This is a genomic window from Amycolatopsis sp. NPDC104863, assembly GCF_055582965.1.
Genome location: NZ_JBVJOW010000001.1, coordinates 681,679 through 692,597, shown reverse-complemented (window position 1 = coordinate 692,597; position 10,919 = coordinate 681,679). Strand labels below are relative to the sequence as shown.

Genomic DNA, 10,919 nt, shown 5'->3' with positions numbered 1-10,919 from the left:
GATGAGCGTTTCCGTTCGCACAACGTCGTTGCGTAATCGCCGCGCGGGGCACCGCCCCGGCGGTGTGACGAGCACCGCATCCGGGAGCCGTTCCCGGGCCGGTCACCGGGACGTCAGCCGATCGCAACCGCACGGCTGCCCGCGCTCAGCTCGCCAGCCGGGAGTCCGGCACCCGGGGCGGCCACGTGGTGGAGTCCAGCAGCCCGGAGGCGAAGGCCCGCGAGATCAGCTCGACGCGGTTGCCCGCCTTGAACTTCCGCTGCAGCCGGGCGACGTGGTAGTCGATGCCCTGGCGGCTCAGGTAGAACCGCGACGCCATCTGCACGCTGGACAGGCCACTGGCGATGCCCTGGAGGATCTTCGCCTCGATGCCGGACACCGAGCGCGAGCTTTCCGCGGTCGCGCTGCCCAGCCCGGCCGGCGCGGTTTCGGGCACCACCGTCAGCAGGATCGTGTCGCCGGGCGCCCGCATCCGGCCGGCCACGATCGTGACGCGGTCGACGCCGGCGGGCACCAGACCCGAGACACTGCCGCGAAAGCGCTGCTCACGGCCTTCGGCGACCCGGTTCAGCCGCTCGCGCAGGTACGCCGGGGCGGTGGCGACGAGGTCGGGAAAGGACTCCCCCAGCACCTCCGCCGGGCGGCGGCCCAGCCAGCGGTAGAAGGCGGCGTTCGCGCCACCGACCCGCAGGCCCGAGCCGAGCACGACCAGCGGCATGTCGGCCTCTTCGACGAAGTCGCCGATGATGCCGGGCCGCAGCCCGGGCACCACCCGGCGGCCCGGGTCGGCGCGGTGCGTGGCGAGCGGGGAAATCGTTCGGATGCCGGCCATGGAAAGCCCCCTTCTGCTTGAGGTCTGAGCGTCCAATAAAGCCGTCCGACTCGAAGACGACGCCGCAAGACTACGAACGGCGGATCGGCACGGTCAACGCATTCCCGGGGCTGGCGAGTGAAGTTCGTGGCCGCCCGTACCCGCCGTGCGGGACCCTCCGCACCGAAGGTTCGGTATCCCCGCTCCCGCAGCCGAATCCCCTGGTCAGCCGCCGGTTCCCAGCCCGGGGCGGGGGTGGCCCGTACCGAACGCCCGCCCCCGCAGGCAATTCGACGCTCACAATTCCTTGATAATTCACGGACCGCCGGGCGCGGGTGTTCGGGCAACCGGATTGCCCGTTCACTCCCTCGCCCCCACCGCTTTCCCCGGCCACGGTACCAGCAAACGTCGGGATACTTAACATTCATTTAAGGTGGATTCGAGACGCCTTCATGTTCGGCCGCGCATATCGCCATCGCCGAATAGTGTCCACAGTGGACGGAAACCGTGAGACACCCGCCCGCGCGCCGTCCCACCCGGTGCCGGTCACCGGAGCGCGGCCGGGCCAAACCGGTTCACCCGCCGCCCCGGCCCCGGTACCGTCCGCTCATGACTGCACCGGAAGCGCTGGTCGCCGCCCTCGCCGACCCCGAACGCCTGCGCCTGTTCGCCCGGATCTGCACCGCGCCCGAGGGGCTCCCGGCTGCCGAAGACCGGCAGACGGCGAAACTCGCGCAGCGCCTGGTGGCGGCCGGGCTGGTCACCCGGTCCGGCGACCGCTACCACGCCGTCCCCGAGGTCTTCCGCGACGCGCTCGTCAAGACCCCGGCCGACCCGCTCGACGCGCTGTTCAGCCGCGGCCGGCTCGTCACGATCCCGCGGCCGGGCAAGCTCCGCCACGCCCTGCTCGCCCACCTCGCCGAGCGGTTCGAACCGGGCCGGCTCTACACCGAGCGCGACGTCCGCGAGAAGCTCTCGGCCGTCCACGACGACCACGCCGCGCTTCGCCGCTTCCTCGTCGACGAAGGCCTTCTCCAGCGCAGCAACGACGGCAGCGCCTACGGCCGCCCGGCGGAAGCCCGGGCCGCCGGCTGAGCGCCGCCACCGGAGTCGCGCCCGGATCTTCGCGCCGTCACGGCGCCACCGCGGGCAGCTCGAACAGGGCGAGCACGGCGGGATCGGCGAACACGACGTTGTGCGCCACCCGCCCGCCGCGGACGGTGAACACCTGGAGCGTGTGCAGGCGGTACACCCCGGTGTCGTCGCGGCAGTACGCCACCAGCGCGGGCTGCCCGTTCGCGGCGGTGCGCGTCAGGCGCCAGTCCGGGCCGCGCATGCCGAACAGGCGCGCCATGAACCCGCCGTACCCCTCGCGACCGCGGTACCAGAGCGGCACCGGCGGCATCTCCAGCACCGCGTCCTCGGTGAGCAGCTCGACCAGGCCCGTGACGTCGGCGCGCTCGAACGCGCGCACGTAGCGGTCGAGGACCGCTTCCACCGCGGTGTCGTCCGGCTCGGCGACGTCGTCGGCCGACAGCCCGCCGAGGCTCGCGTGGGCGCGCTGCAGGGCGCTGTTGACGGCCGCGGGCGTCGTGTCCAGGAACCCGGCCACCTCCGCCGCGCTGAACGCCAGGACGTCCCGCAGGATCAGCACCGCGCGCTGCTTCGGCGGCAGCGTCTGCATCGCCGCGAGCAACGCCAGCCGCAGGGTGCCCCGGCGGGCGAGCCGGTGCCCGGGGTCGTCGAGGCGCGCGTCCGGGAACGGGTGCAGCCACGGGATTTCGAACGACGGCGTGAGTGGCGCGGCCGGGTCCTCGCTGGGCCGGCCGAGCCCCGAGGGCAGCGGCCGCCGCGTCCGCCCCTCCAGCGCGGTCAGGCAGGCGTTGGTGGCGATGCGGTACAGCCACGTGCGCACGGACGCGCGGGCCGGGTCGTAGCCCGCCCACGCCTTCCAGGCGCGGACCAGGGTCTCCTGCACCAGGTCCTCGGCCTCGTGGACCGAGCCGAGCATGCGGTAGCAGTGCACCAGCAGCTCACGCCGGTGCGGCTCGGTGCGCGTCGCGAAGTCCTGCATCGTTCTCCCGTCCGGCCGGCGACCTCGCAGGTATACCGGCGCCGCGGCCGCTTTTCATCGCGGACGGGAGAAACGGCTCACAGGTCGTCGAAGTCTTCCGGGCTCAGGCCGTCGAGCTCGGCGCGGAACCGGGCGACCTCGGCCTCGGTGTCCAGCACGTCGGCGGCCGGGCCTTCCGCCTCCTGCTCGACCTCGAGCTGCACGGACGCGACGTCGAGCACCTCTTCGGCGACGCTGATCGGCGCGCCCTGGCGCAGGCCGAGCGCGACCGCGTCACTCGGGCGGGCCGACACGCGCGTGCCGTCGACGAGCACGAGGTCGGCGTAGAAGATGCCATCCCGCACCTCGGTCAGCTCCACCGCGGCGACCCCCTGGCCGAACGCCGCGAGCACGTCGCCGAGCAGCTCGATCGTGCCCGGGCGCGGCTGCGCGATCTGCTCCCGCGCCCGCACGAGGGCTTCGGCCTCGCCATACCCGATCATGATGGCCAGCCAGCGACGCGCCCCGTCCGGCTCGCGGAGCAGCATCAGCGGCGCCTCACCGGGAACCGGAACGGCCATCCCCACCACTTCGATCAGGATCACGCCCACCACCGCACCCTCCGTGTCGCAGACTCCTCCGCGCGCGAGGTACCCAGAATGACGCCGTTTGCAACGTGGCCGGGTCACCGGCTTTTCACCGCGGCTCTCCTGCCCTGCGGACAACCCCGGGATCCCTTGCCCGACCTGCGGCCGCGCTGTCACCGTCGTGGGGTGGAACCGACGATTTCGCGCAGCACCGCCGTCCCCGCCGACCCGGGCACGGTGTGGTCGTGGGTCACCGACCTGCCGCGGATGGGCGAGCTGAGCCCGGAGAACGTCGGCGGCCGCTGGCTGGACGACACCGGCCCGGCGCTCGGCGCGCGGTTCCGCGGCCGCAACCGCAACGGCGAGCTGCAGTGGTGGACGCGGGTGCGCGTGGTCGTGTTCGAGCCGGGCCGCCGGTTCGCCTTCGACGTGCGGACGCCGTTCGGCTCGCGGGTCTCGCGGTGGGAGTACGTGCTGGCGCCGAGCGCGGACGGCTGCCTGGTCACCGAGAACTGGTACCGGATCGGCAGCTGGATCGTGCGGAAGTTCATGGGCCCGCGGGTCACCGGGCGCGCCGACCGGCCCGGCTACAACGTCCGCTCGATCGAGCACACGCTCGCCGCGCTGAAGGCCCGGGCCGAGGAGTACGCCGCCACTGCGTGAGATAGGTCGCTCCGGTCAAGTCAGTCTCTTGTTGAGACTCACTGTCTGCAGCTAGGTTGCTTTTTCAAACCTAGGAGCGTCATGACCGACACCCCGCCGAAGCCCGGCCTCGTGCTGCTGGTCGTCTCGACGGCCGCCTTCCTGGCCAGCCTCGACACGTTCATCGTCACCATCGCCTTCCCCGGCATCCGCGCCGCGTTCCCCGGCGACGACCTCGCCACGTTGTCGTGGGTGCTCAACGGCTACACCGTGCTGTTCGCCGCGTGCCTCGCCCCGGCGGGCCGGCTGGCCGACCGGTACGGCCGGAAGCGGCTGTTCCTGATCGGGGTCGCGGTGTTCACCCTCGCCTCCGCCGCGTGCGCGGCCGCGCCGTCGATCCCCGTGCTGATCGCCTTCCGCGCGGTGCAGGCGATCGGGGCCGCGCTGGTCATGCCGACGTCACTGGCCCTGCTGCTGACGGCGTTCCCGCCGCACCGGCGGCCGCTGGCGGTCGGGGTCTGGGCGTCGGTGGGCGCGGCGGCCGCGGCGCTCGGCCCGCCGGTCGGCGGCCTGCTCGTCGAGGCGTCCTGGCGCTGGGTGTTCCTGGTGAACCTGCCGATCTGCGCCGTGACACTGCTGGCCGGGCCGCGGGTGCTGCGCGAGTCGCGGGACACCTCCACCGGCGTCCCGGACCTGCTCGGCGCGGCCGGGCTGCTCGTCGGCGTCGGCGCGCTCGCCTACGCACTGGTCGAGGCGTCCGACCACGGCTGGGGCGGGCAGCCGGTCCTGCTGGCGTTCGCGGTCGCCGCCGCCGCCCTGGTGTGGGTGCCGCTGCGCTCGGCGCGCCACGCGGTGCCGGTGCTGGACCTGCCGGCGCTACGCGTCCCGACGCTGTGGCTGGCGTGTGTGACGACGGGTGTGTTCGCGGCCGGGTTCGCCGCGATGCTGTTCGGCAACGTGCTGTTCCTGACCTCGATCTGGCACGACTCGATCCTCGTGGCCGGGCTGTCCCTGGCGCCCGGGCCGCTGATGGTGGTGCCGGTGTCGATCCTCGGCGGCCGGTTCGCGCACCGCGTCGGGCCCGGCCCGCTCGTCGCCCTCGGCGGGCTGTCGTTCGGCGCCGGGGTGCTGATCTGGTTGCTGCGCATGGATTCGGCACGTGACTACCTGGGCACGATGCTGCCGGGCCAGCTGCTGACCGGCATCGGGGTCGGGCTGATCCTGCCGAGCCTCTCGGGGGTCGTCGGCACGGTCCTCCCGGCGGCCCGCTGGGGCGCGGGCTCGTCGATGGTCAACACGATGCGGCAGGTCGGCACGGTGCTCGGCACGGCGGTGCTGGTCGCGGTCTTCGCCGGGACGCCGGATCTGGCGGACTTCCGGCGCGGCTGGCTGCTGGTACTGGCCACCGCGGTGGTCACCGGCGCCGGCGGCCTGGCGATCGCCGCGCGCCGCCGCACGGACCACCACGTGGAGCCGGCCGCCGCGGTCACGACCTAGCGCGAGGTCCACGCTCGATCGAGAGCCGCGAGGCCGTCGTTGATGCGCTCCAGGGGGATCGAGCCGTACCCCAGGACCAGCCCGTGCCCCGGAAACCCGCCGCACAGATCGGAAAGCGTCTGGACCGCCGCCCCGGTCGCCGCCGCGCGGGCCGCGACCGGCTCCAGGTCCGCCTCGCCGAGCGCGCACAGGTGCAGCCCCGCCGCCGACGGCACGAGCCGCAGGCGACCGGCGAACACCCGGTCCAGCGTCTCGGTGATCCGCTCGTGGCGCTCGGCGTACACCTTCGTCGCACGGCGGATGTGGCGGGCGAACAGGCCCTCGTCGACGAACCGGGCCAGCGCCGCCTGCGCGGGCAGGTCGCCGTGCCAGTCCGTGAGCTGGCGGGCGTGGCGCAGCGCGTCCCGCAGTGACGCCGGGGCGATCAGGAAACCCAGGCGCAGCATGGGAAGCAGCGTCTTCGAGAACGAACCGACGTACGCCACGCGCCCGCCGCGGTCCAGGCTCTGCAGGGGTTCCAGGGGCCGGTCGGAGAACCGGAACTCGCTGTCGTAGTCGTCCTCGACGACCACCGCGCCGGTGCGCTCGGCCCAGGCGAGCAACGCCGTGCGGCGCGCGAGGGACATCGGGGTGCCGAGCGGGAACTGGTGCGACGGCGTGACGTACACCAGCTTCGTGCGCGGCGGCAGCGCGGCGACGTCGAGGCCTTCGCCGTCCACCGGCACGCCCACGACTTCGGCGCCGTGGGACGTGAAAAGCAGCTTCGCCAGCCGGTAACCGGGCTCTTCGACCGCAACCCGGTCGCCGGGTTCGAGCAGCACGCGGCACAGCAGGTCGAGCGCCTGCTGCGCGCCCTGGGTTACGAGCACGTCGTCGGCGTCCGCGCGCACCGAGCGCGAGACGCCGACATGCCGGGCGATCGCCGTGCGCAGACCGGGATGCCCGCCCGGGTCGGCGTAGTGGGCGAACCCGGCGGCGTCCCGCAGCTCCCGCGCGAGCAGCCGCCGCCACGTCTCGAGGGGGAACAGAGCGGCGTCGGGGATGCCGACGCGGAAGTCGTACACCGGTGCCTGCGGGACGGCCGCGACTGCGGGCGGCAAGGACCGCCAGACCGCCTTCGGCTGCGGCCCCCGCACCGAGAGCGCCTTGCGCGGCCGGGGTGTCGGCAGCGAAGCGCTGACGTAGGTGCCGGTGCCGACGCGGCCGGTGAGGAAGCCGTCCGCGGTGAGCCGGTCGTAGGCGACCGCGACGGTGTTGCGCGAGACCGCCAGACGTCGCGCCAGCTCCCGGGTCGGCGGCAACCGCTCCCCCGCGCGCAGCCTGCCGTCCAGGACGGCGTCGCGCAGCTGCCGGTAGATCCGGGCGCTGAGATCACCTCGCCCGGCCAGGCTGACGTGGAAGTCCATCCGGCGAGGCTACATTGGCCCAATCGACGAAGCCATAATTGGATCTGGGATCGGGCCAAGTTCCGCTCTAACGTCATCCGCATGACGGTGACCTTGGAACGCCCCACCCTGCCGAACCGGCTTCGGCGCCCCGGCCGGCTGCTCGCCGCCGCCCAGCTGACCGGCTCGCTCGGCGACGGCGCGTTCCTCACGTGCTCAGTGCTGTTCTTCACGCGCATCGCCGGGCTGACCCCCGCGCAGGTCGGGCTCGGCCTCACGCTCGGCTGGGCGGTCGGCTCGGTCGCGGGGGTGCCGCTCGGCCACCTCGCCGACCGCCACGGCGCGCGCGGCTCGGCCGTGCTGCTGTCGCTGGCGACGGCGGTGTCGATCCTGGCGTTCTTCTTCGTCCGCTCGCCGCTGCTGTTCGTCCTCGCCGCGTGCCTCTACGGCAGCTGCCAGACCGGGCTGGCCGCCGTGCGGCAGGCGCTGCTGGCCGCGCTCGCCGACCCGGAGCGGCGGACGCGCGTCCGGGCGCACCTGCAGTCGGCGGGCAACGCCGGGCTCGCCGTCGGCGCCGGCCTGGGCGGGCTCGCGCTTTCGGCCGACACGGCTTCGGCGTACCTGACGGTGTTCGTGCTCGACGCGGCGAGTTTCGTCTTCACGGCGGCGCTCATGCTCGCGCTGCCGGCCGTGAAGACGTCGGTCCCCCGCTCCGGCGAGCCCAAGCTGGCCGTGCTGCGCGACCGGCCGTACGCGCTGGTGACGCTGCTGAACGCGATCCTGCTGCTGCGCATGCCGCTGCTGAGCGTCGCGATCCCGCTGTGGATCGTCGAACGGACGGCCGCGCCGGGCTGGGCGGTGTCCGCGCTGTTCGTGCTGAACACGGTTGTGGTGGTGCTGCTGCAGGTCCGCGTGGCCGGACGGCTGGCGAGCATCGGCGCCGCGGCCCGGATGGTGCGCCGGTCCGGCCTGCTGCTGTTCGCCTCCTGCGTGGCGTTCGCGCTGTCGGCGTCCGGCACCTCGCCGTGGGTCGCGTTCGCGGTGCTCGTGGCCGGCGCGCTGGTGCAGGTGTTCGGCGAGATGCTGCAGTCGGCGGGCTCGTGGGAGATCGGCTTCGCCCTCGCCCCGGCCGACCGGCAGGGCCAGTACCAGGGGTTCTTCGGCACCGGGACGTCGGTGGCCCGCGCGATCGGCCCGGTGCTGCTGAGCACCGTCGTCATCGGCTGGGGCCTGCCCGGCTGGCTGCTCATGGGCGGGGTCTTCCTCGCCGCCGGCTGGGCGATGGGACCGGCGGTGCGGTGGGCTACGACTTCAGCTGCCGCGCGTTGAGCCTGTACTGCGCCATCTTCCGGTAGAGCGTCGCGCGGCCCATGCCGAGCCGGGTCGCCGCGTGGACCACCGTCGCGCCCGGCTCCGACAGGCACCGCACGATCTCGTCGCGTTCCAGGGCCTGCAGGCGGCTCAGCCGGTGCCCGACGCCGGTGAACACCTCGGCCGGCAGGTGCTGGGTGTCGATGACGTCCGATCGCGCGGCGGCCTCACGCATCACGCGGCGGAGCTGCTTCGCGTTCTCCGGCCAGTCGTAAGCCGTCAGCGCGCGCGACGCCGCGGAGGTGAAGGTGACGTCGCGGCCGCGGTCCCGGCGGGCGAAGTGGTGGGCCAGCGGGAGGACGTCGTCGGAGCGGAACCGCAGGGCCGGCACCTCGACGACCCGGTCGACCAGCGGGCTCAGCGCCGCGCACAGCGCGCCGTCCTCCGCGGTGAGCACGAACGGGACCGGCCCACCCGGGTGCCGCGCCTCGGTGAACAGCCGCGCCAGCTCCCACGCCGCCCACGCGGGCAGCGTGTCCACCCCCGACACGATCACGCAGGTGTCGTCCTTGGCCAGTTCGGGCGTCCAGAGCGTCAGCCAGGTGTCGGCGTCGTCGGGCGCGGGCGGGCGGGCGTTGAGGACCCGGTCGCGGGGCCGCAGCGCCCGGTGCGCGAGCGAGGCCAGCGCCGTTTTGCCCGCTCCCGGTTCGCCGACGACGGCCACCACCCGGCCGGCTGCCAGCGCCGCCTGCGTCTCGGCGACCGCGGTGGTCCACGCCGACGAGAGCCGCGGCACGTCACCGGGGTCGACCCGGTCGGCGTAGACCCGGAAGACCTCACCCCGCGGGGTCGGACGGGCGGTCCGGCCGGACGCGCGGGCCAGCATCAGCGCCGCGGTGTTCCCGGCCGCGGCCTGGGCCAGCGCGAGCAGCAGCTCGGACGACTGCTCCGACCACGTCGTCAGGTTGACGCTTCCGGCGAGCACGCCGGTCAGCGGGTCCAGCACCGGCACCGCCGCGCAGGTGTACCCCCGCAGGTCGGTGCAGTAGTGCTCGCCGGCTCGCACGAGCGACGGCACGCGGTCCGCGAGCGCGAGGCCGAGGCCGTTGGTGCCCGCGTTGCTCTCGGCGAAGTAGAACCCGGGCGCCAGGTGCACCTTGTCGAGCGAGCGGCTGATGGAGGCGTCCGTGCACAGCCGGCTCAGCACCAGGCCTTCGCTGTCGGTGATCATCAGGCTGATCGGCTCGTTGGCCAGTGTCGTCTGCAGGCCGCGCAGCACCTCGGTGCCGCATTCGTAGAGCAGCGAACCGGTGTCGACGGCGCCCGAGAACACCGGCAGGACCTCGTCCTCGGGCACGCCGTACCGCTCGCTGCGCTGCCACGACGCCCGCAGCCGGGGCGCGATCGCGGCGCGCGCGTCGAACGACCGCGTGACGTGCACCTGCGGGTTCTCCACCTCGGCCTCCCGGGACGCGGCTCTGCGTCGGACTCCCCCAGGCTACGTCGGCCGATCGGGTGGCGGCAGCGCGCGCTGTCTCATATCGAGACACCGGACGGGTCCCTGACCAGCGCCGACGTCCCTACCGTCGCCTCCAACGTGCCAACCGCGGAGGAACCCATGTACAGCAAGGACGGCGAGACGTACTTCATCGTGGACGCCCACGTGGCGCTCTGGGACGCCCGCCCGGAGAACCAGCGGAACATCCACGGCAAGCAGTTCATCGACTGCTTCTACGACTACCACCGCAACCTGAGCCCGGAGTCCGAGGTCTGGCCGTACGAGGACTACCTCTACCAGGGCGGCGAACGGCTGGTGAAGGACCTGTTCGAGGACGGGTACGTCGACCACGCGATCTTCCAGCCCGCGCACCTCGGCGCGTTCTACCACAACGGCTTCGGCCAGACCGAAGAAGCCTTCGCGCTGACGCAGCGGCATCCGGGCAAACTGACCTACAACCACAACTTCGACCCGCGGCTCGAACAGGCCGGGCTGGACCAGCTCAGGCGCGACGCCGAGCGCTTCGGCCTCAAGGGCGTCAAGCTCTACACCGCCGAGTGGCAGGGTGACTCCCGCGGCTACAAGCTCGACGACAAGTGGACGTACAAGTACCTGGAAGCCTGCCAGGAGCTGGGGATCCGGAACATCCACGTCCACAAGGGACCGACGATCCGGCCGCTGGACCGCGACGCCTTCGACGTCGCCGACGTCGACCACGTGGCGACCGACTTCACCGAGCTGAACTTCGTCGTGGAGCACTGCGGGCTGCCGCGGCTGGAGGACTTCTGCTGGATCGCGACGCAGGAGCCGAACGTCCACGCGGGACTCGCCGTCGCGATGCCGTTCATCCACACCCGGCCGAAGTACTTCGCGCAGATCATCGGCGAACTGCTGTACTGGCTCGACGAAGACCGGATCCAGTTCTCCAGCGACTACGCGATCTGGACGCCGAAGTGGCTGGTCGAGCGGTTCGTCGACTTCCAGATCCCGGAGGACCTGCCCGAGTACGCGCCGCTGACCGTGGACCAGAAGAAGAAGATCCTCGGCCTCAACGCGGCGAAGATGTACGACATCCCGGTGCCCGCCGAGCTGCAGCTCGCGCCGGTCGAGACGCAGGCCGTGTCGGTGGCGTGAG

10 protein-coding genes are annotated in these 10,919 nt (G+C 73.0%); 5 read left to right on the top strand and 5 right to left on the bottom strand.

Going from position 1 to position 10,919, the window contains the following annotated elements; genetic code table 11:
- Positions 1 to 145: 145 nt before the first annotated feature.
- On the bottom strand, positions 146 to 832 hold the full coding sequence (locus ACZ63J_RS03255) for a helix-turn-helix transcriptional regulator (protein WP_465312159.1): 687 nt from the start codon (positions 830 to 832) through the stop codon (positions 146 to 148).
- 588 nt (positions 833 to 1,420) lie between these two features.
- Here ACZ63J_RS03255 and ACZ63J_RS03250 point away from each other — a divergent pair.
- The gene (locus ACZ63J_RS03250; protein ID WP_465399962.1) at positions 1,421 to 1,906 is read left to right on the top strand and encodes a DUF2087 domain-containing protein; all 486 of its coding nucleotides are present in this window, start codon (positions 1,421 to 1,423) and stop codon (positions 1,904 to 1,906) included.
- Between the two features lie 37 nt (positions 1,907 to 1,943).
- On the opposite strand, the gene ACZ63J_RS03245 is transcribed toward ACZ63J_RS03250, so the two are convergent.
- On the bottom strand, positions 1,944 to 2,885 hold the full coding sequence (locus ACZ63J_RS03245; protein WP_465399963.1) for a sigma-70 family RNA polymerase sigma factor: 942 nt from the start codon (positions 2,883 to 2,885) through the stop codon (positions 1,944 to 1,946).
- Positions 2,886 to 2,962: 77 nt separating this feature from the next.
- Positions 2,963 to 3,478: a bifunctional nuclease family protein gene (locus ACZ63J_RS03240; protein WP_465399964.1), complete on the bottom strand. Its 516-nt coding sequence runs from the start codon at positions 3,476 to 3,478 to the stop codon at positions 2,963 to 2,965.
- Positions 3,479 to 3,637: 159 nt separating this feature from the next.
- Between ACZ63J_RS03240 and ACZ63J_RS03235 the strand changes: the two genes are divergently transcribed.
- Positions 3,638 to 4,114: an SRPBCC family protein gene (locus tag ACZ63J_RS03235; protein WP_465312163.1), complete on the top strand. Its 477-nt coding sequence runs from the start codon at positions 3,638 to 3,640 to the stop codon at positions 4,112 to 4,114.
- 81 nt (positions 4,115 to 4,195) lie between these two features.
- Positions 4,196 to 5,590 (top strand): MFS transporter, encoded by a 1,395-nt coding sequence (locus ACZ63J_RS03230; protein WP_465399965.1) that lies wholly within the window; start codon positions 4,196 to 4,198, stop codon positions 5,588 to 5,590.
- Here ACZ63J_RS03230 and pdxR read toward each other — a convergent pair.
- The gene (pdxR, locus tag ACZ63J_RS03225; protein ID WP_465399966.1) at positions 5,587 to 6,996 is read right to left on the bottom strand and encodes a MocR-like pyridoxine biosynthesis transcription factor PdxR; all 1,410 of its coding nucleotides are present in this window, start codon (positions 6,994 to 6,996) and stop codon (positions 5,587 to 5,589) included. The genes ACZ63J_RS03230 and pdxR overlap by 4 nt on opposite strands.
- Before the next feature lie 81 nt (positions 6,997 to 7,077).
- On the opposite strand from pdxR, the gene ACZ63J_RS03220 reads away from it, so the two are divergent.
- Positions 7,078 to 8,304 (top strand): MFS transporter, encoded by a 1,227-nt coding sequence (locus tag ACZ63J_RS03220; protein ID WP_465399967.1) that lies wholly within the window; start codon positions 7,078 to 7,080, stop codon positions 8,302 to 8,304.
- Here ACZ63J_RS03220 and ACZ63J_RS03215 read toward each other — a convergent pair.
- Entirely contained in the window at positions 8,279 to 9,742 is a 1,464-nt protein-coding gene (locus tag ACZ63J_RS03215) for an AAA-type ATPase lid domain-containing protein (protein ID WP_465399968.1), read from the bottom strand. The two genes, ACZ63J_RS03220 and ACZ63J_RS03215, sit on opposite strands and share 26 nt — an antisense overlap.
- Before the next feature lie 162 nt (positions 9,743 to 9,904).
- Between ACZ63J_RS03215 and ACZ63J_RS03210 the strand changes: the two genes are divergently transcribed.
- Positions 9,905 to 10,918 carry an amidohydrolase family protein gene (locus tag ACZ63J_RS03210; RefSeq protein ID WP_465399969.1) on the top strand — a complete coding sequence of 338 codons (1,014 nt, stop codon included), beginning with the start codon at positions 9,905 to 9,907 and terminating at the stop codon, positions 10,916 to 10,918.
- Position 10,919 lies beyond the last annotated feature (1 nt).

Coding starts and splice junctions, on each gene's coding strand:
- pdxR (WP_465399966.1), bottom strand. CDS start 6,996: ATGGACTTCCACGTCAGCCTGGCCGGGCGAGGTGATCTCAGCGCCCGG.
- ACZ63J_RS03245 (WP_465399963.1), bottom strand. CDS start 2,885: ATGCAGGACTTCGCGACGCGCACCGAGCCGCACCGGCGTGAGCTGCTG.
- ACZ63J_RS03250 (WP_465399962.1), top strand. CDS start 1,421: ATGACTGCACCGGAAGCGCTGGTCGCCGCCCTCGCCGACCCCGAACGC.
- ACZ63J_RS03255 (WP_465312159.1), bottom strand. CDS start 832: ATGGCCGGCATCCGAACGATTTCCCCGCTCGCCACGCACCGCGCCGAC.
- ACZ63J_RS03230 (WP_465399965.1), top strand. CDS start 4,196: ATGACCGACACCCCGCCGAAGCCCGGCCTCGTGCTGCTGGTCGTCTCG.
- ACZ63J_RS03210 (WP_465399969.1), top strand. CDS start 9,905: ATGTACAGCAAGGACGGCGAGACGTACTTCATCGTGGACGCCCACGTG.
- ACZ63J_RS03220 (WP_465399967.1), top strand. CDS start 7,078: ATGACGGTGACCTTGGAACGCCCCACCCTGCCGAACCGGCTTCGGCGC.